This window comes from Caulobacter sp. GW821-FHT12D05 (assembly GCF_058807295.1).
In genome coordinates this window covers 319350-342933 of sequence record NZ_JBXAQO010000003.1, presented here as the reverse complement: position 1 = coordinate 342933, position 23584 = coordinate 319350, and the positions used below count along the sequence as shown (strand labels likewise).

General features: G+C 68.3%; 22 protein-coding genes and 1 tRNA gene. 9 read left to right on the top strand and 14 right to left on the bottom strand.

Annotation, left to right across the window (positions count from 1 at the left end):
* Nucleotides 1-22: 22 nt before the first annotated feature.
* From AC1RRR_RS14520 to kduI, 4 genes are read right to left on the bottom strand one after another with little or no spacing between them, the layout of a single operon-like run.
* On the bottom strand, nucleotides 23-1270 hold the full coding sequence (locus AC1RRR_RS14520) for a DUF2264 domain-containing protein (protein ID WP_492814111.1): 1248 nt from the start codon (nucleotides 1268-1270) through the stop codon (nucleotides 23-25).
* A 9-nt stretch (nucleotides 1271-1279) separates the two neighbouring features.
* A complete protein-coding gene (locus AC1RRR_RS14515) occupies nucleotides 1280-2500 on the bottom strand; it encodes a glycoside hydrolase family 88/105 protein (RefSeq protein ID WP_492814109.1) in 1221 nt (406 codons plus the stop codon).
* Nucleotides 2497-3804: an MFS transporter gene (locus AC1RRR_RS14510; RefSeq protein ID WP_492814107.1), complete on the bottom strand. Its 1308-nt coding sequence runs from the start codon at nucleotides 3802-3804 to the stop codon at nucleotides 2497-2499. The genes AC1RRR_RS14515 and AC1RRR_RS14510 overlap by 4 nt, the downstream gene beginning before the upstream one ends.
* Nucleotides 3805-3817: 13 nt before the next feature.
* Nucleotides 3818-4666 (bottom strand): 5-dehydro-4-deoxy-D-glucuronate isomerase, encoded by an 849-nt coding sequence (gene kduI, locus AC1RRR_RS14505; protein WP_492815250.1) that lies wholly within the window; start codon nucleotides 4664-4666, stop codon nucleotides 3818-3820.
* 351 nt (nucleotides 4667-5017) lie between these two features.
* Here kduI and AC1RRR_RS14500 point away from each other — a divergent pair, with 351 nt between their 5' ends.
* Complete coding sequence (locus AC1RRR_RS14500) at nucleotides 5018-5989, top strand: alpha/beta fold hydrolase (RefSeq protein ID WP_492814106.1); 972 nt, start codon at nucleotides 5018-5020, stop codon at nucleotides 5987-5989.
* Nucleotides 5990-6022: 33 nt separating this feature from the next.
* The gene (locus tag AC1RRR_RS14495) at nucleotides 6023-6919 is read left to right on the top strand and encodes a LysR family transcriptional regulator (RefSeq protein WP_492814104.1); all 897 of its coding nucleotides are present in this window, start codon (nucleotides 6023-6025) and stop codon (nucleotides 6917-6919) included.
* A 115-nt stretch (nucleotides 6920-7034) separates the two neighbouring features.
* Here AC1RRR_RS14495 and AC1RRR_RS14490 read toward each other — a convergent pair whose 3' ends face one another.
* Entirely contained in the window at nucleotides 7035-7322 is a 288-nt protein-coding gene (locus AC1RRR_RS14490) for a hypothetical protein (RefSeq protein ID WP_492814103.1), read from the bottom strand.
* 245 nt (nucleotides 7323-7567) lie between these two features.
* Between AC1RRR_RS14490 and AC1RRR_RS14485 the strand changes: the two genes are divergently transcribed.
* The 3 genes from AC1RRR_RS14485 to AC1RRR_RS14475 are packed head-to-tail and all read left to right on the top strand — an operon-like array spanning nucleotide 7568 to nucleotide 10758.
* Nucleotides 7568-8179 carry a glutathione S-transferase family protein gene (locus tag AC1RRR_RS14485; protein ID WP_492814101.1) on the top strand — a complete coding sequence of 204 codons (612 nt, stop codon included), beginning with the start codon at nucleotides 7568-7570 and terminating at the stop codon, nucleotides 8177-8179.
* A gap of 27 nt (nucleotides 8180-8206) precedes the next feature.
* On the top strand, nucleotides 8207-10261 hold the full coding sequence (locus tag AC1RRR_RS14480; RefSeq protein WP_492814099.1) for a 2Fe-2S iron-sulfur cluster-binding protein: 2055 nt from the start codon (nucleotides 8207-8209) through the stop codon (nucleotides 10259-10261).
* Nucleotides 10262-10293: 32 nt separating this feature from the next.
* Nucleotides 10294-10758, top strand: a complete 465-nt coding sequence (locus tag AC1RRR_RS14475; protein WP_492814097.1) for a nuclear transport factor 2 family protein — start codon at nucleotides 10294-10296, stop codon at nucleotides 10756-10758.
* Here AC1RRR_RS14475 and AC1RRR_RS14470 read toward each other — a convergent pair whose 3' ends face one another.
* Both AC1RRR_RS14470 and AC1RRR_RS14465 read right to left on the bottom strand, forming a co-directional pair.
* The gene (locus AC1RRR_RS14470) at nucleotides 10759-11127 is read right to left on the bottom strand and encodes a hypothetical protein (protein WP_492814096.1); all 369 of its coding nucleotides are present in this window, start codon (nucleotides 11125-11127) and stop codon (nucleotides 10759-10761) included.
* Nucleotides 11128-11155: 28 nt separating this feature from the next.
* Nucleotides 11156-11232, bottom strand: a tRNA-Arg gene (locus AC1RRR_RS14465).
* Nucleotides 11233-11323: 91 nt separating this feature from the next.
* Here AC1RRR_RS14465 and AC1RRR_RS14460 point away from each other — a divergent pair.
* The 3 genes from AC1RRR_RS14460 (at nucleotide 11324) to AC1RRR_RS14450 (ending at nucleotide 14321) form a co-directional block, all read left to right on the top strand.
* Nucleotides 11324-12601 (top strand): dicarboxylate/amino acid:cation symporter, encoded by a 1278-nt coding sequence (locus tag AC1RRR_RS14460; protein WP_492814094.1) that lies wholly within the window; start codon nucleotides 11324-11326, stop codon nucleotides 12599-12601.
* Between the two features lie 221 nt (nucleotides 12602-12822).
* Nucleotides 12823-13968 (top strand): sensor histidine kinase, encoded by a 1146-nt coding sequence (locus tag AC1RRR_RS14455; RefSeq protein WP_492814092.1) that lies wholly within the window; start codon nucleotides 12823-12825, stop codon nucleotides 13966-13968.
* Nucleotides 13965-14321 (top strand): response regulator, encoded by a 357-nt coding sequence (locus AC1RRR_RS14450; protein WP_492814091.1) that lies wholly within the window; start codon nucleotides 13965-13967, stop codon nucleotides 14319-14321. Before AC1RRR_RS14455 ends, AC1RRR_RS14450 begins: the two co-directional genes overlap by 4 nt.
* Nucleotides 14322-14327: 6 nt before the next feature.
* On the opposite strand, the gene AC1RRR_RS14445 is transcribed toward AC1RRR_RS14450, so the two are convergent.
* Nucleotides 14328-15218, bottom strand: a complete 891-nt coding sequence (locus tag AC1RRR_RS14445; protein ID WP_492814089.1) for a LysR family transcriptional regulator — start codon at nucleotides 15216-15218, stop codon at nucleotides 14328-14330.
* Between the two features lie 121 nt (nucleotides 15219-15339).
* Between AC1RRR_RS14445 and AC1RRR_RS14440 the strand changes: the two genes are divergently transcribed.
* The gene (locus AC1RRR_RS14440; RefSeq protein WP_492814088.1) at nucleotides 15340-16185 is read left to right on the top strand and encodes an oxidoreductase; all 846 of its coding nucleotides are present in this window, start codon (nucleotides 15340-15342) and stop codon (nucleotides 16183-16185) included.
* On the opposite strand, the gene AC1RRR_RS14435 is transcribed toward AC1RRR_RS14440, so the two are convergent.
* Genes AC1RRR_RS14435 through AC1RRR_RS14410 form a run of 6 tightly spaced genes read right to left on the bottom strand, consistent with a single transcriptional unit; the run spans nucleotide 16182 to nucleotide 23580 of the window.
* Entirely contained in the window at nucleotides 16182-17264 is a 1083-nt protein-coding gene (locus AC1RRR_RS14435) for an esterase-like activity of phytase family protein (RefSeq protein WP_492814086.1), read from the bottom strand. The genes AC1RRR_RS14440 and AC1RRR_RS14435 overlap by 4 nt on opposite strands.
* Entirely contained in the window at nucleotides 17261-18430 is a 1170-nt protein-coding gene (locus AC1RRR_RS14430) for a glycosyltransferase family 61 protein (protein WP_492814084.1), read from the bottom strand. Before AC1RRR_RS14430 ends, AC1RRR_RS14435 begins: the two co-directional genes overlap by 4 nt.
* Nucleotides 18430-19449, bottom strand: a complete 1020-nt coding sequence (locus AC1RRR_RS14425) for a glycosyltransferase family 61 protein (RefSeq protein WP_492814083.1) — start codon at nucleotides 19447-19449, stop codon at nucleotides 18430-18432. The genes AC1RRR_RS14430 and AC1RRR_RS14425 overlap by 1 nt, the downstream gene beginning before the upstream one ends.
* Before the next feature lie 8 nt (nucleotides 19450-19457).
* Nucleotides 19458-21914, bottom strand: coding sequence for a glycoside hydrolase family 99-like domain-containing protein (locus tag AC1RRR_RS14420; protein ID WP_492814081.1), 2457 nt, complete (start codon nucleotides 21912-21914; stop codon nucleotides 19458-19460).
* Entirely contained in the window at nucleotides 21911-22831 is a 921-nt protein-coding gene (locus AC1RRR_RS14415) for a class I SAM-dependent methyltransferase (protein ID WP_492814079.1), read from the bottom strand. Before AC1RRR_RS14415 ends, AC1RRR_RS14420 begins: the two co-directional genes overlap by 4 nt.
* Nucleotides 22828-23580, bottom strand: coding sequence for an ABC transporter ATP-binding protein (locus tag AC1RRR_RS14410; RefSeq protein WP_492814078.1), 753 nt, complete (start codon nucleotides 23578-23580; stop codon nucleotides 22828-22830). The genes AC1RRR_RS14415 and AC1RRR_RS14410 overlap by 4 nt, the downstream gene beginning before the upstream one ends.
* Nucleotides 23581-23584: the final 4 nt, after the last annotated feature.

Genomic DNA, 23584 nt, shown 5'->3' with positions numbered 1-23584 from the left:
CACCGGTGTCGGAACTCATATCCTAGTAGTCGACGGCGTAGTCCTTGAGGAACGGCTGTCCCGAGAATGCCAGCTTCTGGGTCCAGGGTTGGGCCGGGGTCGTCCAGAAGCTGTCGTTGGCCGGCAGGCCCAGGGCCAGGAAGCCCTCGGTCGTGATGTACATGCTGCCGTTGTTTGAATACCAGTCGCCCAGGGCCGGATTGGCGCCGACGAAGCCGATCGTCAGGAAACCGTCCTTGAAGTTGCTGGCCTGGCTGAACACCGCCTTGTGCACGGCGGTCAGGGCGGCCCGCACCTGGCCTTCGGTCAGCTTCTGGGGCAGCTGCTTGCGCTTGGCCAGGAACGCCAGCGGCTGGAAGGCCGCGGTGCGATAGGTCAGCGAGCGGCCGAACGGCGGGAAGGTCCCTTCGGGCGAGACCAGGCGCTCCAGATGTTCGCAATAGCGCTGCGCCCGGCGAACGGCCAGCTCGCGCCACTTGGTCAGGTCGTCCTTCCAGAACGGGGCCTTGTTGGCCTCCATGATCTCCAGCACCTGGACCATCATCGGGTGCATGACGAACGAGTTGTAGTAGTCGAAGTGGAACTTCTCGCCGTCCTTGATCCAGCCGTCGCCGACGTACCAGTCGTTGATCGCCCGCACGGCCAAGCTCATGCGCATCGGGTCGTATTCCTCGCCGATCTGCATCAGGAAGGCTTCGTTCATGGCGGCGAACAGCAGCCAATTCGTGATCGGAGGATTGGCCCGGCGCAGGCCCTTGATCTCGGCGACGATGCGCTTCTTGGTCGTGGCGTCCAGCGGATCCCACAGGGTCTTGGGCGCCCGCAGCAGGGCCTGGGTGTAGTAGGACGAGTCGACCAGGGCCTGGCCCGTGCCGCCCCAGGCCAGATAGTCGGGGCTCTTGGGATCCACTGAGTGAACATAGGCCTGCACCGCCTGGTCCTTCAGGCGCTTGCGCACCTTGCCCTCGGCGGTGTCGTCGTCGGGCAGGGCCAGCCACGGCGACACGCCCGAGATCAGGCGGCCGAAGCATTCCAGATAGGCCACGTTACGGTCGCGGCCGTCCCAGGTGGGGCTGAGCTCCAGCGGGAAGGTCTTCTTCAGCTCACCTTTCGACATGGCCGCCAGGACCGGACTGGCGATCTTTTCCAGTAGGCCGGCCATGTAGGCGCGGTCGTCGATCGCCGCCGCCGGCTTGGCGGCATTGGCCGCGCCGGCGCTTAAGGATGCGGCGCCGACCAGGGCCGCCTTCATGAAATCGCGCTTGTGCATGACTGCCCCCTATCGAGCTTGTTTGGACGCGGCGGGCGCCTTGAGATCGAGATCCGCCATCGCCGTCGCGGCCAGCAGGAAGGCCCCGACGCCGTAGAACTGGGTGTCCTCGTAGCTGACGCTTTCGGGACGATCGCCGATCGGCTGCACCCAGCCGAACTTGCCGTCCGGGTGCACCGCGCGGGTCAGGGCGCCCCAGCCCTTGCGGATGGTCGGCTCGTAGGTCGCGCGGTCCAGCAGGCCGGCCTTGACGCCCCAGGCCAGGCCGTAGGTGAAGAAGGCCGTGCCGCTGGACTCCGGCAGCGACTTGGCGGGATTGGCCAGCAGCGACGGCGACCAGTAGCCGTCGGGCTTCTGGATGGCCTTCAGCTTGGCGGCCATCTCCTTGAAGACGGTCTCCAGGCGCACGCGGTCGGGATCGCCCGGCGGCAGCATCGGGATCACCCGCGCCAGGCCGGCCACGACCCAGCCGTCGCCCCGGCTCCAGAACACCTTCTCGCCGTCCGGACCGCGACGGGTGAAGAACCGCGAGTCCCGGTAATAGAGGTGCTCTTCCTTGTCGTAGAGATAGTCGGTGGTGGCCGCGAACTCCTTGCGGGCATAGGCGGCGTATTTGGGGTCGCCGGTCACGGCCGACAGCTCGAACCAGGTCGCCGGGGCCATGAACAGGGCGTCGCTCCAGCACCAGCGCTGGTCGCAGTCGGCGCCGCGCGGGTCGGTATATTCGGCGTGCTCCAAACCAACCTTGGGCGGATAGGCCAGGATGGCGTCGAAGCGCTGGCGCAGCGGGCCGATCGCCGCGTCGCCCGCGCCGTGCTTGGCCGCCCACAGATAGGACTGGCCGATCACGTGCTCGTCGGCGTGATAGAAGCGCTTGCCCAGCGCCCACTTGTTGGCCGCGCCGCGCGCCAGGATCGCCTGGCGATAGGCGGTGTTGTCCGAGCGGTCGGCCAGGTCACGCAGGCCGACGAACAACGCGCCCTGCACCCAGCCGGCCGGATCGACGGTGTCGCGCGCGGCTTCCGGCGGGATGTAGCCGGCGGCCATGGTGGCCAGCTGGTAGTCGGCGACCCGTTCGGCCAGGCGCAGGACGTCGGCGCGACGCCAGGGCGTCTCGACGCCCTGGCCTGCTTGGGGCGCGACCTGGGCGGCAGGAGCCTGGGCCGAGGCGGCCATGGGCAGGGCGCTCAGGGCGGCCAGGCCCAGGGTGAGTCCAGCGATGACCTTCATCGGGCGGTTTCCTCTCCGGTTCGTGGTGTCAGATCCTCGGCCCGTACCGGACGGAGCCTCGGCGTCAGCAGGTGGATCAGCAGCAGCGCGACCAGATAGGCCCCGCCGGCGACCATGAAGATCGGCTGGTACGAGCCCAGCGCCTCGAGCACCCGGCCGTTGAAGGTGGTCATCAGCATGCCGCCGATCGCGCCAGCCGCGCCGCCCAGCCCGATCACCGAGGCGACCGACTGGCGCGGGAACAGGTCCGACGGCAGGGTCATCAGGTTGGCCGACCAGGCCTGGTGCGCCGCGGCCGCCAGAGCGATGATCGCCACCGCGCCCCACAGGTTGTCGACGAACTGCACCAGCACGATCGGGGTCACGGCCAGGGCGCAGGCCAGCAGAGTCCACTTGCGCGCCGCATTGGCCGAGCGCCCTGCCTTCATCTGCCGCGACGAGCTCCAGCCGCCCAGGATCGAGCCGACGTCGGCGACCAGATAGATGGCGATCAGCGGCGGGCCGAATGACTTCAAATCAAGGCCGTGCCGTTTGTGCAGGAAGTCGGGCAGCCAGAAGAGATAGAGCCACCAGACCGGATCGGTAAGGAACTTGCCGACCGCATAGGCCCAGGCCTCGCGCCGCTGCAGCAGACGCCGCCACGGCGTGCGCACGGCGACCTCCTCCGAGCGTCCGTCCTGGATATAGGCCAGCTCGCTGGCCGAGATCTTCGAATGCTGCTCGGGCGAGCGGTAGACCAGCAGCCAGGCGACCAGCCACAGCAGGGTGATCAGGCCGGTGGCGATGAACGCCGCGCGCCAGCCGAACGCCAGGGTCACGGCCGGCACCAGCAGCGGCGTGACGATGGGGCCCAGCGCCGTGCCGGCGTTGAACAGGCCGACCGCCTGGGCGCGCTCATTCTGCGGGAACCACTCCGACACCGCCTTCAAGCTGGCCGGGAAGGCCCCGGACTCGCCCAGGCCCAGGCTGAACCGGGCGAGTGCGAACTGGGTCACCGTATGGGCAAAGCCGTGGGCGATACTGGCGATCGTCCAGACCACGAAGGCCACCGCATAGCCGATGCGCACGCCCAGCAGGTCGATCGCCCGCCCGAAGGTGACGAAGCCGATGGCGTAGGCCAGCTGGAACCAGAAGACGATGTTGGCGTACGAGACCTCGGTCCAGCCCAGGTCCTTCTGCAGGGTCGGCTTCAGGATGCCGATCATCTGCCGGTCGATGTAGTTGATGCCGATCGCCAGGAACAGCAGCGCACAGATCAGCCAGCGATAACGCGAGCCGGGCTTGTCGGACGAGGCGATGGTCATGGCGCGCGCTCCCCTATCGCAGCTGGCAAAGGTCGATGGGCGTCATGTCCTCGTAGTCGAGGTTCTCGCCGCCCATCGCCCAGATGAAGGCGTAGGCGTGGGCGCCGACCCCCATGTGCACCGACCAGGGCGGGCAGATCACCGCCTCCTCGTTGGCGACCACCAGGGTGCGCAGCTCATCGGCCTCGCCCATGAAATGCAGCACCCGCTCGGTCTGCGGCAGGCGGAAATAGAAATAGGCCTCCGAGCGCCGGTCATGAACATGCGGCGGCATGGTGTTCCAGACGCTGCCCGAGCGCAGGATGGTCAGGCCCATCAACAGCTGAGCCGAGGCGCAGACCCCCGGAATGACCATCTGGTAGATGATGCGGTGATTGGCGGTGTCCTGCGTGCCGCGCTCCAGTGGGATGGCGGCGGCGGTCGACAGGGCCTTGGTCTCGAAGGCGGCGTGGGCCGGGGTCGAGGCCAGGTAGAAGCGGGCGGGATTGGCCGGGTCGTCGCTCTCGAACCGCACCTTGACCGCGCCGCGCGTGATGTACAGGGCATCCAGCGGGGCCAAGGCGAACACCTGGCCATCGACGACGATGCGCCCGGCGCCATGGCCGACATTGACGACACCCATCTCGCGCGCCGCCAGGAACGGCTTGCCGGCGTGGGACGGCGGCTCGGTCTGGACGGGCAAAGCCAGCGGCTGGTCCAGCGGCGTTGCGCCGCCCAGCACCAGACGCTCCTGGTGCAGATAGTTCAGAGTCAGGCCGCCGGCGACGAACAGGCCATCGACCAGATACCGCTCGCGCAGGTCCTGGTTGCTGGCGCCGGCCATCATGTCCGGATGGGTGGCGTAGAAGACTCTGTCGTAGATCAAGCCAAAGTCCCCACCCCAATATGCCTCGGCGTGTTCGCCGACGGCGGGGCGGCGTCCGAAGTCCGCCCGGTGAGATTTTCTGGCAAAACTATATTCGGAACGCAAGTCCACAAATCGGAACGGATGGTCGTAGAAGGCTGAAAAGCGCGATTTCCGTCACGGACTTTCACACTTTGTCACACAAAAGTGGAACGGCAGTACGGCCATCTAGAACTGGGCCGATAATTGCGAAAGCCGAAACAATCCCTTCCACATCACGCCAATTAAAGAAAATCGACGCAGCAATATCTTCCTCGCCATGAGGCGACGACGACAGACGGTCCGGCCTCACATCTGAGGAGATCCGACATGAAGCGCCTGCTCGTTCCGTTGCTACTGGCCACCGCCAGCCTGGCCCCGATGACCGCCGCGATCGCCGCGCCCAAGGCGCCGGCCGCCGTCGAGCGCCAGGCCCCGCCGGTGGTCCACTACCGCTCCGCCACCATCGACGGCGTGAAGATGTTCTACCGCGAGGCCGGCCCCGCCAACGCGCCGGTCGTCGTGCTGCTGCACGGCTTCCCGACCTCGTCGCACATGTTCCGCAACCTGATCCCGCTGCTGGCCGACCGCTACCACGTGATCGCCCCCGACTATCCGGGCTTTGGCCAGAGCGACGCGCCGGACCACACGAAGTTCGAATACAGCTTCGGCCACTTCGCCGACATGACCGACACGCTGCTGACCCAGCTGAAGGCCGAGCGCTACGCCCTCTATGTGATGGATTACGGCGCGCCGGTCGGCTACCGCCTGGCCATCAACCACCCCGAGCGGGTCAGCGGCCTGATCGTCCAGAACGGCAACGCCTATGAAGAGGGCCTGCGGGAGTTCTGGAACCCGATCAAGGCCTACTGGGCCGACGGCTCGGCCGCCCATCGCGAAGCGCTGGCGGGCGTGCTGACCCTGGACACCACGAAATTTCAGTACACGGACGGCGTGAAGGACGTCAGCCGCATCAGCCCCGACAACTGGACCCACGACCAGGCTCTGCTGGACCGCCCTGGCAACCGAGAGATCCAGCTGGACCTGTTCTACGACTACCGCACCAACGTGCCGCTCTACCCGCAATTCCAGGCCTTCTTCCGCGAGCGAAAGCCGCCGACCCTGGTGGTGTGGGGCAAGAACGACCAGATCTTCCCCGCCGAGGGCGCCCTGCCCTACAAGCGCGACCTGCCGGACGCCGAGATGCACCTGCTCGACACCGGCCACTTCGCCCTGGAAGACAAGCTGGACGAGATCGCCCCGCTGATCCGCGACTTCCTGGATCGCAAGGTCGCCCGCTGACTATAAGGGAGACTTAAGGTAGGGGCGGGCGTCATGGATCGCTGGCAGGCGATGAGAGTGTTCGTGAAGGTGGCCGAAGCCAAGGGCTTCGCCGAGGCCGCGCGACATCTGCACATGAGCCCGCCCGCCGTCACCCGCGCGGTGGCGGCTCTGGAAGAGACCATCGGCGCGCGCCTGCTGACCCGCACCACCCGCTCGGTCACCCTGACCGACGCTGGGGCGCGGTTCTTCGAGGACTGCACGCGGATCCTGGCCGACCTGGCCGAGGCCGAGGCCAGCGCCGCCGGCAGTTTCGCCAAGCCCAGCGGCGTGCTGAACATCACCGCCCCGGTGATCTTCGGCCACCGCTATATCCTGCCGATCATCATGGACTATCTGGCGCAGCATCCGCAGGTCAGCGTCCGCACCCTGTTCGTCGATCGCATGGTCAATATCGTCGACGAGGGCGTCGACCTGGCGGTGCGCATCGGCAACCTGCCCAATTCCGGCTTCAGCGCCCTGCGCGTCGGCCAAGTCCGCCGGGTGATCTGCGGGTCACCGGACTATTTCGAGAAGAACGGCGCGCCGGCGACTCCAGCTGACCTGGCCAACCACGCGGTCATCGCCACGACCAGCGCCTGGGCGTCGTCGGAATGGCGCTTCGGCCAGGACGACAAGACCATCGTCCACGTCCATCCGCGCCTGTTCTGCAACACCAATGACGCGGCCTTGCAGGCGGCGATCGCCGGGTTCGGCCTGACGCGGGTGCTGTCGTACCAGGTCGCCCCGTCGCTGGTGTCGGGCGAGCTGCAGACGGTGCTGTCGGCCTATGAAGAGGCCCCTCTGCCCATCCACCTGGTCCACCCCGAAGGACGGCAGGCGCCGGCCAAGGTCCGGACCTTCATCGACTTCGCCGGCGAACGGCTGCGGGCCGACCGCCTGTTGAACTAGGCTACAGCAGGCCCATCCACGAGATCGCGTCGACCGTTTGCCCTTCGGCGAGCCTGGCGAAGACGTCGTGCAGGAAGGTCTTGGCCGTCCTGCGGAACCTGAAGCGGGGCATCGCTCAATCCTCCCGCGCCAGGGTCAGCAGCGCCCGGATCTGACCGGCGCACAGACCGACACGCTCGGCTCGGCTTCGGGCCGCATCCGTCACGACGCCGGCCCGCAGCGCCAGGGCCAGGACGATCGCCGCCTGGGCCTGGATGTCGAAGCTGCGCCCTTCGCGGGCGGCGTCGATCTCGGCCCTGGTCAGGCCGGCTAGCGAAGCCTCCCCCGCCACGGCGGGTTCGGTCGGGAACAGGGCCAGCCGGACCTGCACGGCCAGCCTGGGGTTCAAGTCTACGGGGGTCATGGTTCTCTCCGGCGGGGGTTGGCCGATGAGACCGATATGAGCCCCGGGCGGGATCGGAAGAACGCGGATCCGGCGGAATGGATTGTTCCGCCGATCGAAACGCAAGCGAGACGATCCACTCACCATTTCACTGTGCGGAATAGTGCCTTTACCCCGTCGCGGCTTCAGCGCGGCCGGGCAGCGTCTAGTTTTCGGGACATCGGATGGACGCCGTGTCCAGCCGCTCCGCCCCAAAGGACACGACGATGCGTCTGCACTACTTCCCGCTCTCGGGCCACGCCCACCGCGCCCAGCTGTTCCTGTCGCTGATCGGCGTCGAGGCCGAGCTGGTCGAGGTCGACCTCGCCGGCGGCGCCCATAAGCAGCCCGCGTTCCTGAAGCTGAACCCGTTCGGCCAGGTGCCGGTGCTCGAAGACGGCGACGTCGTCATCCCGGACTCCAACAGCATCCTCGTCTATCTGGCCAAGAAGTACGGCAAGACCGACTGGCTGCCGGAAGACGTCGTCCAGGCCGCCCAGGTGCAGCGCTGGCTATCGGTCGCCGCCGGCCAGCTGGCCTACGGCTCGGCCGCCGCGCGCCTGGTCACCGTGTTCGGCGCCAAGTTTGACACCGACGAGGTCATCGGTCGCGGCCACGCCCTGCTCACGACCCTGGAAGACCTGCTGGCCCAGCAAGACTGGCTGGTCGCCGGCCGCCCGACCATCGCCGACGTCGCCCTCTACAGCTACACGGCCAGCGCGCCCGAGGGGAATGTCGACCTCGAGCCCTATCCCGCCGTCCGCCAGTGGCTGGCCCGCATCGAAGCCCTGCCGGGCTTCGTGCCCTTCCGCCGCACGCCCATCGGCCTGGCCGCGTAACGCCGCCGGACTGCCAGGGAGAGCGCCATGACCACGACAGAGATCGAAAAGCCCTCTCCCTGGCATCGCGGCGAGATCGAGATGCAGCGCGCCGTCGGCGTCGACAAGCGCATGGACGAGATCGGCCGCCGCGTGCTGCGCGACTACCTGCTGGACCAACACCGCCAGTTCTTCCCGCAGCTGCCGTTCCTAGTGCTGGGCAGCGTCGAACCGGCCGGCGCGCCGTGGGCGACCATCGTCGCCGGCCAGCCGGGCTTTATCTCTTCGCCCGACATCCACACCTTGGCGATCACCGCCGTGCGCCAGCCCAGTGACCCGGCCGATGCGGGCATGGAGGACGGTGATCCCGTCGGCCTGCTGGGCATCGAGCTGCATACCCGCCGTCGCAACCGCATGAACGGGACGCTGGTCCGCCAAGCCTACGGTTTCGACGTCACGGTCGGCCAGAGCTATGGCAACTGCCCGCAATATATTCAGCTGCGCGACTTCGACGTGATCGGCGATCCGGCCGCGCCCTATGGCGGCGAGGTCGAGACCTTCGACGTTCTGGACGCCGAGGCCCGGCGGACAATCGAAGCCGCCGACGCCTTCTTCGTCGCCTCCTATAGCGAGGAGAACGGCCGCGAGGTCGATGTCTCGCACCGGGGCGGCAAGCCCGGCTTCGTGCGGATCGGCGAGGACGGCGTCCTGACCATCCCCGACTTCGCCGGCAACCTGTTCTTCAACACGCTGGGCAACATCCTACTGAACGGCAAGGCGGGCCTCGTTTTCGTCGACTTCGCCAGCGGCGACCTGCTGCAACTGACCGGCGACGCCGAGGTCGTTCTGGACTCGCCCGAGATCGCCGCCTTCCAGGGAGCCGAGCGCCTGTGGCGCGTGCGTCCGACCCGCCTTGTGCGCCGCCGCGCCGCCCTGCCCGTCCGCTGGAGCACCCGCCAGGACGGCGCCTCGCCCAACGCCCTGATCACCGGCGACTGGGACGAGACCGCCGCGCGCCTGAAGGCCGCCGCGCTGGCCGATCAGTGGCGACCGTTCCGGGTGCGGAAGATCGTTCAGGAGAGCGCAACGATCGCCTCGTTCGAGCTGGAGCCCGCCGACGGCGCCGTCGCCATGCCGCACCTGGCCGGCCAGCACCTGCCGATCCGCGTGCAGCCGCCCGGCGCCGAGCGCCCCGTGATCCGCACCTACACCCTGTCGGTCGCGCCCTCGGACCCGTTCTACCGGATCAGCGTCAAGCGCGACGGCGCGGTCTCGCGATACCTGCACGACCACATCCGCGAGGGGGACCTGATCGAAGCCCGCGCCCCGGCCGGCGACTTCACGATCGACGCGCTCGAGAAACGCCCCGCCGTGCTGCTGGCGGCCGGCGTCGGTATCACGCCGATGATCGCCATGGTCCGCCACCTGCTGTTCGAGGGCTTCCGCAAGCGCGGCGTCCGGCGGACCTATATCTTCCAGGCCGCGCGGACCAAGGCCGAGCGCGCCTTCGACGCGGAGCTCTCGGCCCTGGTCGAGGCGACCGGCGGCGCGATGCATCTGACGCGGATCCTCAGCGACACCGAGGGCGCGGACGGCGACGACTACGACCTGCTGGGTCGGCTGGACATGGACGCCCTGCGCGCCGAGCTGCCGTTCGACGACTACGACTTCTATCTGTGCGGCCCGCCGGCCTTCATGCAGGCGGTCTATGACGGGCTGCGCGGGATGAACATCGCCGACCAGCGCATCCATGCCGAGGCGTTCAGTCCGGCCTCGATGCAGCGCACGCCCGACGCCGGCGCCGCGCCGATCCCGGCCGGCCCGCCGCCCGCGACCACCGCCAAGCCGGTGTTCTTCCTGGAGTCGTCCAAGGAGACGCGCTGGGAGCCCGGCTCAGGCACGCTGCTGGATCTGGCCGAGGCGCGCGGGTTGCAGCCGGAATTCAGCTGCCGCGCCGGGACCTGCGGCTCCTGCAAAACCAGGATCGTTCAAGGCGCGGTCTCGTATCTGAAGCACCCTACGGCCCAGGTCAGCGATGACGAGGCGCTGATCTGCTGCGCCGTCCCGGCGGCCGACGGCCAAGCGCTGCAATTGGCGCTGTGATCCCTATCTAACCCGCGACCCAGGAGCTCCCCATGTCCCGTCCGCCGCTGCCCCCGTTCACCCGCGAAACCGCCATCGAAAAGGTCCGCCTGGCCGAGGACGGCTGGAACAGCCGCGACGCCGCCAAGGTCGCCCTGGCCTATACGACCGACACCCGCTGGCGAAACCGCGCCGAGTTCCTGAACGGCCGCGACGAGGCCCAGGCCTTCCTGACCCGCAAGTGGGCCAAGGAGCTGGACTACCGGCTGATCAAGGAACTGTGGGCCTTCGAGGGTAATCGCATCGCGGTGCGCTACGCCTACGAATATCACGACGACAGCGGCAACTGGTTCCGCGCCTACGGCAACGAGAACTGGGAATTCGACGCCGACGGCCTGATGCGCAACCGCCACGCCAGCATCAACGAACACCCGATCACCGAAGCCGACCGCAAGTTCCGCTGGCCCCTGGGCCGGCGGCCGGACGACCACCCGGGGCTGAGCGACTTCGGGTTCTAGTCAGCGGCCCTTCAGCCAGACCTCGACCCACCAGCTGGGCGATGCATCCTCGATCGAGGACGTCGTCCACGCCAGGACGTCGGGATGGGTCATCCAGAAGCCGAGCGGCGGCGCGTGGCCCGTGTTCTCGAAACGCAGGTCCGCGTCCCGGTCACGCGGCACGTTACTGTTCGGCATGGCCCATGCCTCCTGCGAAGGCGAACTGACGTCGTCTCGGAAATGCAGCGAGGCCTCGGTCAGCCCATCCCGCGCCGAGCCCGTCACCACCTCGCGCGTGGCGGGGTGGCGCTGAAGAAACGCGACGCCGGCTTCCTCGGTGAGGACGATAGGCTTGAACGAAGAGGGCGGTTTGCGGGAGGTCGAGGTCATGGTGGTGCGGCTCGTTGGCGCTAGGCCCTGGCGGCCCAGGAGGGACTCGAACCCCCGACCTTCGCTTTAGGAAAGCGCTGCTCTATCCTGCTGAGCTACTGGGCCTCGCTTCGCGCGGGCCAGGGTCAATAGCGCAAGATGGCGGGCGTGCGAACCCCGTCTACAACGGCTTTAGGGGCAGGTGGGGGCGAACGCGGTGCGGCATCTCAAATCGATCTATGTGCAGGTCCTGATCGCCATCGCGCTGGGCATATTGGTCGGCGCGCTGTGGCCCAAGATCGGGGTGGCGGTGAAGCCGCTGGGCGACGCCTTCATCAAGCTGATCAAGCTGGTCATTGCACCGGTGATCTTCTGCACCGTGGCCGGCGGCATCGCCAGGATGGGCGACATCAAGGCGTTCGGCCGGGTGGGCGTCAAAGCCCTGCTCTATTTCGAGGTGGTGTCGACCCTGGCCCTGATCCTGGGCCTGGTGGTCGGACGCACCCTGCGGCCCGGCGACGGCTTCAACATCGACCCGGCCACGCTCGATCCGTCCATCGCCGCCGGCTATGTCGAGAAGGCCAAGCACGGCGAGGGCCTGATCCCCTATCTGCTGCACCTGATCCCCGACACCTTCTTCAGCGCCTTCGCCGAGGGCAACCTGCTGCAGGTGCTGGTCATCGCCATCCTGACGGGCTTTGCCTGCACGCGGCTGGGCGACTTCGGCGACAAGGTCGCCAATGTGCTGGAGGACGCGGCCAAGCTGTTCTTCGGCGTCATCCACATCGTGGTCCGCCTGGCGCCGCTGGGCGCGTTCGGGGCCATGGGCTTCACGATCGGCAAGTACGGGATCGGCGCGCTGATGCAGCTGGGGGCGCTGGTGGCGACCTTCTACATCACCTCGCTGCTGTTCGTGCTGGTGGTGCTGGGGACGATCGCCTGGGCCAGTGGATTTTCGATCCTGCGGTTCCTGGCCTACATCCGCGAGGAGCTGCTGATCGTGCTGGGCACCAGCTCGTCCGAGAGCGTGCTGCCGCAGATCATGGAGAAGCTGGAGAACGCCGGCGCGCGGCGCTCGGTCGTCGGCCTGGTCATTCCCACCGGCTACAGCTTCAACCTGGACGGCACCAACATCTACATGACCCTGGCCACCCTGTTCCTGGCCCAGGCGACCAACACCCACATCAGCCTGGGGCAGGAGCTGGCCTTGCTGGGCGTGGCCATGCTGACCTCGAAGGGCGCGTCGGGCGTCACGGGCGCGGGCTTCATCACCCTGGCCGCCACCCTGGCGGTCGTGCCCGACATCCCGATCGCGGCCCTGGCGGTGCTGGTCGGCGTCGACCGGTTCATGAGCGAGTGCCGAGCCCTGACCAACCTAGTCGGCAACGGCGTGGCCACCCTGGTCGTCGCACGCTGGGAAGGCGCCCTGGACCGCGACAGGTTGTCGCGCGTCCTGCGGGGCGAAAAGGGCCCCATCGAGCCCTCCGCGGCGTGAGCACGGCCAGCGAGCGCTGGCGCGCAACCTCGCCAGAACGTTGATCTATCAGCGTTCTTGCACGGCTCGCGCCATATTCGTCGGCTATCCGACCCACACCGTCGCACAAGCTCAACCTTGGCGCATGTGCAAACGATCACACCAGCGTCCGGCGGCTCCGCTTGTCCGGCGCCGTCTGCATGTTAGGGTTTCAAACACAACCGACGTGCGATCTTCAAATAATGCTGGATTTGGCCCCTAGAGACGATGTCACGAAGTCCGAAACGGACCTGCTGACGCTCATCGAAACGATCGAGGCCCTGTCGGCGACCCGCACCATCAGCGAAGTGGCCGAGGTCGTCCGCAAGGCGGCCCGGCGCGTTTCCGGCGCCGACGGTGTCGCCTTCGTCCTGCGCGACAACGACAAGTGCTGGTACTTCGACGAGGACGCGATCGGCCCGCTGTGGAAGGGCAAGCGCTTCCCGCTGACGGCCTGCATCTCGGGCTGGGCGATGCTGAACCGCCAGACGGTGATCATCCCCGACATCTATCTGGACGAGCGCATCCCGCACGACGCCTATCGCCCGACCTTCGTCAAAAGCCTGGTGATGACGCCGGTGCGCATGGAGGATCCGGTGGCGGCCATCGGCGCCTACTGGTCGCACGAGCACGTTCCCGCCCCCGAGATCGTCAAGAAGCTGCAGGTGATCGCCCGCGCCACGGCCTCGGCCCTGGAAAGCGGCCGGCTGCACGACAGCCTGGTCGACGCCCGCCACCACGGCACCTTCCTACTGCAGGAGCTGGACCACCGGGTGAAGAACACCCTGGCCATCGTCCAGTCGATCTCGCGCCAGACGCTGCGTTCGACGCCGACGCCGGAAGCCTTCGCCGAGACCTTCGAGAACCGCATTCTGGCCCTGTCGCAGGCCCACGAACTGCTGACCCGCCGCGCCTGGGGCCGCGCCGACCTGCATGAGATTCTGAGCAAGGCCCTGGCACCGTTCAGCCCCGACCTGGCCGAGCGGTTCGACATCATCGGCCCGGCCCTGACCTTCAGCGCCGAGACCTCGGTGTCGGTGCACATGACCCTGCACGAGTTGGCGGTGAACGCGGCCAAGCACGGCGCCCTGTCGACGCCCGAAGGCCGGGTGGTGATCCGCTGGAGCGTCGAGGAAACCGCGACGCCGCCGATGCTGACCCTGACCTGGCGCGAAGTTGACGGCCCGGCCGTGGCCGGCAAGCCCGAGCACAAGGGCTTTGGCCTCCAGATGATCGAGCGCGGCCTGTCGCGCGACCTGGGCGGCAAGGCCAATCTCGACTTCACGCCGGCGGGCGTGGTCTACACCCTGCGCGCTCCGCTGTCGCAAAGGATGAGTCTCGCGGCATGAAGTCCAGCAAGGTGATGATCGTCGAGGACGAGGCCCTGGTGGCCATGATGGTCGAGGACATGCTCGGCGATCTGGGCTGCGAGATCGCCGGCTCCTTTGGGGCCGTCAATGACGCCCTGGAATGGCTGGGCAGCGGCGAACCGGCGCCCGACGGCGCGGTGTTGGACGTCAATATCGGCGGCGAGATGGTGTTTCCGGTCGCCGAACAGCTGCGCGAGCGCGGCGTGCCGTTCGTGTTCGCCACCGGCTATGGCGACCTGCCACGCAAGGGCTTCGAAAGCATCGAGGTGCTGGCCAAGCCGATCAATGCCGGCGCCCTGCGCAGGGCCGTGGACAAGTTCCAACCCGAATAGCCTGCCTCACCCGCCCTCGCGGATGAAGTCGATGAACGCTCGCAACGGCGCGGGCGCGCGGCGACGGCTGGGATAATAGAGATAGAAGCCGCTGTAGTACGGGCACCAGTCCTCCAGCACCCGCACCAGCTTGCCCGCCGCGATCAGGTCGGTGACCTGCTCCTCGAAGGCGAAGGTCGCGCCGATGCCGTCCAGGGCCGCCTGGATGGTCAGCTGCTGGTCATTGAGGGCCAGGGGCCCGTCGACCTCGATGTTGACCTCGATCCCGCCGCGCTCGAACTCCCAGGCATAGAACCGGCCGCTGGCGAAGCGGTAGCGGATGCAGGGGATTTCCTTCAGCTGCTCGGGCGTGGTCGGCTTGGGATATTTCTCGAAGAAGGCTGGCGAGGCGACGATGGCGGTGCGCTGTCGGCCGCCGATCGGCACAGCGACCATGTCCTGGGCGATGGTCTCGCCGAAACGGATGCCGGCGTCGCAGCCCTCGGCCACCATGTCGACCAGGGCGGAGTCGGCGATGATCTCAACCGTCACCCCGGGCTGCTGGGCCAGGAACCGGGTCACCATCGGCAGCAGGACCATTTCGGCCGCCCCGCGCGCGGCGTTGAAGCGCAGCGCGCCCATCGGCTGGCCGCGGAAGTTGTTGAGATCGTCCAGGGCGTCGTCGATGTCGCGGAAGGCCGGCGACACACGCTCGAACAGCTGCTCGCCGGCCTCGGTCAGGGCGACGCTGCGGGTGGTGCGGTTGACCAGGCGCAGGTCCAGGCGCTCCTCGATGCTGCGCAGGGCGTGGCTCAGCGCCGACGGCGTGCAGCCCAGTTCGTCGGCCGCGCGGCGGAAGCTCTTGTGGCGGGCGATGGCCAGGAAGCTGGCCAGGTCGGCGGGCGCGACGGGACGCATTGATGAGACCAACTCACTGACTTGTCGAGAAATGGGATGATTATCTCATCTAAGCGCGAGGTCTAGATATTCCTCCGTCGCCGCGACGCTCCCCGGACGCGGCAAACGGAAGGAACGAGACATGCGCACCTGGTTCATCACCGGCGCCTCGCGCGGCTTCGGCGCGCTGATCGCCAAACAAGCCCTGGCCGCCGGCGACGCCGTCGTCGCCACCGCCCGCAACCCGGCCTCGATCACCGAGCGCCTGGGCCAGCATCCCAACCTCCTGGCCGTGGCCCTGGACGTCACCGACGAGGCCCAGGCCCACGCCGCCGCCAAGGCCGCCGTCGAGCGTTTCGGTCGCATCGACGTGCTGGTCAACAACGCCGGCTACGGTCTGCTGGGCGCGGTCGAGGAAGCCACCGGCGCCGAGGTCGAGGCCCTGTACCGCACCAACGTCTTTGGCCTGCTGGCCGTGACCCGCGCGGTGCTGCCGCACATGCGTCGCCAACGCTCGGGCCGGATCCTGAACCTGTCGTCGGTGGGCGGCATCCGCTCGGGCGCGGGCTTTGGCGTCTACTGCTCGACCAAGTTCGCCGTCGAGGGCCTGACCCAGGCCCTGGCCGCCGAGCTGGCCCCGCTGGGCATCTTCGCCACGGCCGTCGAGCCCGGCTATTTCCGCACCGACTTCCTGGACTCCACCTCGCTGAGCATCAGCCCGGCCAGCATCGCCGACTACAACGAGACGGCCGGCGCGGTGCGGACCCTGGCCGCCCAGGTCAGCCACAACCAGCCCGGCGATCCCAGCCGCCTGGCCAAGGTGCTGGTCGACTTCGTCGATGCGCCCAACCCGCCGGTCCGCCTGCCGCTGGGCAGCGACACGGCCGCCGCCACTGAAGCCGTGGCGGCCGCGCACCTGGCGGTGCTGAAAGACTGGCGGGCCGTGGCGGTCTCGACCGACTTCCCGGCTGAGGAGGCCGCCGCTTAAGGGTCGACCCTCAGGACCAGGATCTGGTTGACCTGGTTGGCGTCGTAATTGTCGTCCGAAGCCAGAACCAGCGTGCGGGCCCCGTCCTTGAGGCGCGAGCCCCACGCCATGGCTTCTAGATTGTCGATCCGGACGCCCAGACTGTCGAAGTTCAGCAGCAGGCGCTTGTCGGCAGCCCGCACCGGCGTCGCCGACAGGCTCTGGACCTTCGAGACGTCCTGGGCCTTAGCCAGGTCGGCCACATACAGGCGGATGTGATAGCTGTAGCGACCGTCCGCGCCCTTGATGCCAGAGCGCTCCAGCACCAGCAGGCGATGGGCGTCCAGGGCCAGAATCTCGCTGATCCCGTTGTCGCCGACGCCCACGGGCGAGGCGACCTGCACCGGGTCGATGCGATAGGCGTACTGGGCCAGCACCTTGCCCGCGCGATCCAGCTTGGTCAGCCGCGTGAGGCCGCCCTCGGCCACCGAGGGGATCGGGTCATCCTGGGCCAGGGGCCATTCCATCGATAGCCACAGGGACCGTCCGTCGACGGACCAGCTCATGCCTTCGGTGGTGGCGTTCTTGCGCGCGCCGGTCTTGCCGCTGTCGTGGAAGGTCAGGTTTTCAGGCACGACCTGTCGCGCGACCGGCGTCCCGTCGGCCTTCATCCGCCGCACCGACGGCGGATAGCCGTGGTCGAAGTCGCCCTCGGTGGCCCAGACCAGGTCGTGGTTCAGCGGATCGAAGCGGATGGACTCGCCGTCGGCGGCCTCGGCCCCGGCCTTGCGGTCGGGAAAGAGCGAGCCGTCCTCGCGGCGCAGCGGGATCATCGTTTCCAGCACCGGGCCGCAGGGTTTTCCGGGTCGCACGTCGAGCCGGCCCAGGAAGGCGTGTGACGGCCCATGCTCGGACTTGTCGTCACTGATGAAAGCCCACAGGCCGGTGCGCGGATCGTGGTCTATCCCCGAGATCCCGCCGTAGCCGCCGCCCTGGAATTCGATCCCCTTGGGCGTCTCGCAGGCCTTGAGCAGCGAGACCCGCTCGGCCGAGGCGGCCGGCGTCGCCAGCAGCAGGACGGTCAGGGCCAGCGCCTTCATAGGGTCAGCTCCGGCAGGACCACGGGGCCATCCTCCCAGCCGATCAAGGCGGCCTTGGCCTCGGCGCGCTCGACCGCGATGGCCAGCTTGGTCCGGAACTCGACGGGATCGATCGTGAACGGCTGGCTCTGCTGCTCTTCCGCGTGCAGGCGCGCGCGCCCGTCCGCCGGCAGGATGTAGCCGACGTCCTGCCGGCGGAAGTTGGCGATCCGCGACTGCACGTCGACCAGCCAGTTCAGCGACACCACCTGGCAGCCCGCCGGCGACAGCAGGGCGTTGTGCAGGCCCGAGCCGAACTCGCCGGCCACGACGCTGGCGCGCGAGAAGATCCGAGCCTGCTCCGCCCAGGGCAGCGCCTCGGGTCGCACCAGGGTCAGGCCCAGCTCTTCGGCGACGCCCTCGATCTCGGCCTCGTTGGTCAGCTCGCGGAAGGTGGCGCCCACCCCGGCCCGGCTGACGAACACCTTGTCGGGCGTCCCGCCGCGCGGCCAGGCCAGGGCCTCGCGCTCCAGGCTCCAGCGCAGGACATCGTGGAAATAGTAGTCCTGGCTCAGCATGTGCGGCAGCAGGACGGTCCCGATCTCCACCGCCTCGTCACGCGGGTAGTAGGTGACGATCTCCAGGTCGGGGACCAGCTCCTGGGCGATCTTGGCCACATAGGCCGGGGCGGTGACCGGCAGCAGCAGCGGCGCCACGACGCCCGCCGCCAGCAGCGCCCGGATCAGGAACAGCTTGGGATACATCTCGGTCAGCCAGTGACCCCAGACGTAGTTGTAGTGGGTGATCACGAACGCCCGGTCCAGGCGCTTGCGGACCGGGACGTCGAAGCGCCAGGCGTCGGCGGCGATGTCGTGCTCGTACCGGTAGCGGATGTAGCGGGGATAGGCCTCGTCGGCGTGGACATAGGCGTCGTCCAGCTTCAGCTGCGCGCCCGATCCGCCCGCCACGGCCCGGTGGACGACCACGAGATCGATCTCCGGCGCGACCGCATCGGGCAGGTCGTGCATGCCGTTCAGCATGTCTCCGGCGCAGGGCCACAGCATTGGGCGCGGCGGGATCGGCCCGCTGGAGCCCATCAGCTTGACCCGCGCGACCCGCTGCGCGCCGTTCAGGGCCTTGCCCATCGAGAGCCGCTCGGCGCCGGTGATATCGACAAACGCGACCACTAGAGCGCCTCGTCCAGCAAGGGCAGGAAGGCGTCCAGGTCCAGCCGCCACGCGAACTCAGAGGCCGGAGGCGACAGGCCTTCGGTCAGGACTTCGGTGTCGTTGGGCAACGCGGGCGATGAGAAGGTCAGCGTCTCGACGCCGCCCCGTTGAGCCAGGTCGCGCACCCAATCTCCTGCGAGAGCGTCGGGCTGGATCTCGACAACCTTCGTCCCCGATCGACAAAACAGAACATTGGCCATGGCCACGCCGGTTGCGCCTACAACGATGTCGGCGCGATGGAACAGGATAATCTGCGCCCGGATCGACCAGACCTCGGGGCGCACGACAAAGAAGCCGCGTGCTTCCAGAGCCGCTTCCAGTTCGGCCTCGTTGAGCAACTGGCCCTTCAGCGCGCCCCGGCGGCTGACATAGATGCGCTTGGGGGCGCCCGGGTCGTGCGGCACCGCCACATGGGTCAGGATCCGCTCGCGCGCCAACGCCAAGTTCGGCGCCGCGAACACCGCCTCGCCCAAGCGGACAATCGGCGCCTCGACGATCGTGGGCTTCGCCGCACCGCCCAGGGTCAGGTCCAGCAGTTGCGCCTGCCAGGGCAGCAGCGGCGGCGCGATCGGCGGATGGGTGGCCAGCGCGCCCGTCTGTTCGGCCGCGACGAGGCTCGGCAGGTCACTCAGCAGGAAGCTGGCGTAGTTGTGCAGGCCGCCCCAGCTCACGAACACCGTGGCGCGGGGGATCTGGACCGCCTCGTGGGGCAGGCCGAACTGGGTCGTCTCGCCCTCGCGCCACGCGTTCGGCAAGGCCGCCAGGGTCGGCGTGTAGCTGAGCGCCGAGCGGACCGTAGCCTCGGACACCCGTCCCTGGTCATCGAACACCGCCCCGAAGGCCGGCGCGTACCAGGCGTCGCGCACCACGGGATCGCTGCTCTCAGCGATCATCAGAGGTACAGAGGGCGGCCTAGGAAGCGGAGCCTTGGGGACCAGGGTCTTCAGCCGGCGCGCCGTGCGGCGGGCCAGGCTCATCACCTGTTTCACAGCTCGAAGCTCGCGCGATAGCCGGCGCGGGCGACGATCGCGGCGGTCAGCCGCTCGATCGCATGAGCCGTCGTGCCGTCGACCCGGCCCAGCTCCGGCTCGAAGCCGATCTCGGCGTCGGCCAGATCCGACAGCGGCGCGAAGGCCTCGGTCCGTCCCCAGAACATCGAGCCGGCCGCGAACGGCGTCTCAGGGCTAGGCTTCAGCCCCATGCGGGCCGACAGGCGCTCCACGGCCGCGCCATTGTTGGCCATGACGTCCGGATCGCCGATCCGCATGCGGGCCTCGGACGAGGCCAGCAGGCCCAGCTTCGAATCCTGGGCGAAGGCGCGCAGGGCCAGGGACGCGGCCTCGCCGCCCAGCAGGCCGTCGAACAGCTCGGCCCGCCATTCATCGCCCTTGGCCCGGTGCGGCGAGCGTTTTGAGTGCAGCTTGCAGAACACCGAATAGCCCAGGGCGCGGGCGCGGCGCAGGGTCTGGACGAACGGCCGGATGTCGCGGCCGCGGTTCTCGGCGATGGCCAGATGCGCGGTCGGGAAAGCGGCGCGGACGCGAGCCAGGTCGGCCTCGTTCCAGCTCTCCGGCACGGTGATCATCACATCCAGACCGCCGGCCGTCGCGGCCAGGCGCTGGGCGAACCAGTCGATCAGCTCGGGATAGAACAGGTGCAGCAGCACCACGGCGTCGGCACGCTTCTGGAAAGCGCCCTGCGCCTGCGCCACCAGCGGATGGGCGTCGGTCAGGCGCGGGACATAGGCCCCCAGGGCCGTGCGGGTGGCGTGCAGATAGCCGTGGCCGAACCAGCGGTCCGGCTCCAGGTAAGCGCCCTCGCCCCACTCGTTCCAGGCGTTGACGAAGACCAGCGCCTCACCCTTCGGATGACGCGCCTCGACGTGCTTCAGCGCCCCCGACAGCCAGGTCAGATAGCTTTCCGGATCGGCGTTATGGAAGGCATGGCCGGCCCACGGCTTGCGGGCCTGGTTGTCCCAGCCCGGCATGACGCCCGGCACGAAGGCGGCCGGCGCGGCCTCCAGCTCGTCCAGCTTGTGCTGCACGACGGTGGGATAGTCGTAGACCTTGCCGGTGAAGTTCGGATGCAGCGGCGTCACCGAGCGGGTGATCTCACCCTCGACGATGGCATGCGGCGGGAAGTCGATCAGCCCGTCGAAACCGTGGCTGGCATAGTCCCGGAAACCAAACGCCGTGGTGCACAGCAGGTGCAGCTCGCCCAGCCCCATGGCCCGCGCCTGCGCGCGCCAGCGGTCGGTCGTGGCCTTGGCGTCCGGCAGGATCTCGGGGCGATACAGCACCAGCACCGGCTTGCCGCCGACCTTCAGATAGCGCGGGTCGCGGATATAGCGGGCCATGTCCTCGAACACGGCGCGGTCATCTTCCGGCGAGTGGTCCTGGCCCATCAGGACGTCGCTCTCGTCGCCGTCCCAGCGCCGGGTCCAGTTCTCGTTGGCCCAACACAGGGCGAACGGGAAGTCCAAGGTCGGGTCGGCCAAAACGAGTTCGATCGGCCGCTCCAGCAGGCGCTTTCCGGCGAACCAGTAGTAGTGGAAGCAGAAGGCCGAGACGCCCGCGCCCTTGGCCAGGTCGATCTGTTGGGCGATGACCTCGCGCTGGCGCAGGTCGTAGAACCCCAAGTCCGCCGGCAGGCGCGGCTGGTAGTGGCCCAGGAACTGCGGCTGGGCCTTGGAGACGTTGGTCCACTCGGTGAAGCCCTTGCCCCACCACAGGTCATTCTCCGGGAACGGATGGAACTGCGGCAGGTAGAACGCCACGACCTTCGGCGCATCGGCCGGCAGCACGATCGGCGCGGCGATCGGGGCGGCGAAGTGCGGGCTGCGCAGGTTCTTCGAGACCGCGATCGCATGCTGGTAGGTCGCGCGGACCGGCCCGGCGTCGCCGGCGACCGCGCGGGTTCCGCGCGAGCGTTGCAGCATCGCCCTGCCCCGCCGCCAGACCGCGCCGACGGGCTTGCCCAGCGGCCCCAAGGCCGGCTTCAGCGTCTGGATCACCGCGCCGCGCAGGCCGCGCGGATCCGCGCCCAGGTCGCCGATGCGAGTGACCTTGAAGTCGCTGACGGTGAAGGCGCATTCGCCCTCGGATGGGTCGAGCCGTACGGCGTTCAGCTGCCAGCTGCGAGCCGGCAGCGAGGCGAACCAGCCGTCGGGACCGGCCTTCAGGCGGGTGTAGGAATCCTCGGAAAAACCATCGCCCCAGTCGGCATAGAGGGCCGGACCGACCAGCTGGCCCTCGACGGCTTCCAGCTTCAGGTCGATGCGGACAGCCTTGGCCGCCTTCAGCCCCGCCCGCTCGGCGCGGGTCGGGGTCCACAGCATCTGCGGGTCGCCGCCGGCCGCCGCCAGGATCGTCCGGCCCTGAGCGTCGCCGCCCCGGATCGTGACGTCTCTGCCAGGCTTAAGACCGGGCGGCAGCGTGCTCATGCCTTGCTCGAAAGCCGGGCCAGCAGGCGCGCGAAGAAGCCTTGCGGGCGGTTGGGATCGCGCTTGCGGATGACCACCGCCGCCTGGAAGAAGCGGGCCGGATCGTCGATGTAGCGCACCACTTCGCCGCCGTGCGGGGCGGCTTCCCTGGCCACGTACTTGGCGGTCACGGTCGTGTCGCCATAGACGTCGGACTCGCGATAGGCGCCGCCGCCCGAAGGCAGATAGGCGATGCCGTCCTTGGCCAGCTCGGCCCGCATGCGCGGCAGCTGGTCCTTGTAGGCCGACAGGGCCACGTGCCAGGCGTTGGACGAGTTGGGATCGGCCGCGTCCATGAAGTCCAGGAAGCGCGGCGGCTCGACCGTGAAGACCAGCAGGCCGCCCGGGGCCAGCACGCGCATCAGCTCAGCCAGCCAGGCGCGGAACAGGTGCGGCGGCAGGTGGGTGAACACCGAATAGGCCGTCACCAGCCGGAAGTGGCCGTCGGCGAACGGCAGCGGCTGGCCGTTGACGATGGTGTCGAAGCTTCCCGGCAGGTTAGCGCCGGCGCAGAAGGCGACCATGTCCGGATCGATGTCGACGCCCACGATATCGTCGGCCTGGAAATCGCGCAGGAAGAAGCGGCCGATGCGGCCCCAGCCGCAGCCGAAGTCCAGATAGCCCTTGCCGCTGGACTGCTTGTAGCCGCGATCGCCCATGCTCTCCTGGGCGAAACGATAGAAGCGGCCGGCCTCGTCCAGGGCGTCCTCATAGGCCGAACCGACGAACTGGCGCTGGATCTCGGCCGACGGGAAGTCGGGATACAGCACCCCGCCCTGAACCCGCTCGGCGACCGAACGCTTCAGGCGCGCCAGCCACACGTCGGCGGCCACGCCCTTGAGGTCTTCGTGCGCGATACGACGGACGGTGTCGGTCATGCGGCCTGGGATTCCTTGTAAGCCAGCCATTCCTCGGTCGTGCCCAGGAAGGCGATACGGCCGCCCTGCAGTTCGCAGACGCGGTTACAGACCCGGCGGACCAGGTCGTGGTCGTGGGTGGCCAGGACCACGATCTTGGCGTCCTCGACCATCCGATGCATGCGGTCGGCGGCCTTTTGCACGAAGGCGGCGTCGCCGGCGCTGAGCCACTCGTCCAGCACCAGGATGTCGGCCTCGAACTCGGTGGCCACAGCGAACATCAGGCGCGCCTGCATGCCGGCCGAATAGGTCCGCACCGGCAGGTGCAGGAAGTCGCCCAGCCCCGAGAACTCGGCGATGGACTCGATCCGGCTTTCGATCGTCTTGCGCGACAGCCGGCGCATCATGCCCAGCTTGTGGATGTTGCGAAGGCCGGTGGCCTCCATGTCGAGACCGGCGTTGATGGCGATCATCGAGGTGATGTCGCCGTCGATCGACAGCTCGCCCCGCGTGGGGTGGTAGATGCCGGCGATGACCTTGAGCAGGGTCGTCTTGCCCGAGCCGTTGTGGCCGACCAGGGCGATGCGATCGCCTTCGACGATGTCCAGGCTGATGTCGTGCAGCGCCTTGACCGCGGCGACATCGCCGGCGGCCTTGTACATCTTGCCGCCGACCGCGAGGTTGAACACCGCGCTACGCAGCGACTGCGAGCGCAGGCTGTAGACGAAGTAGTCGAGGTCGACGTTGTTCAGCGTGATCCGGTGCGTCATCGCC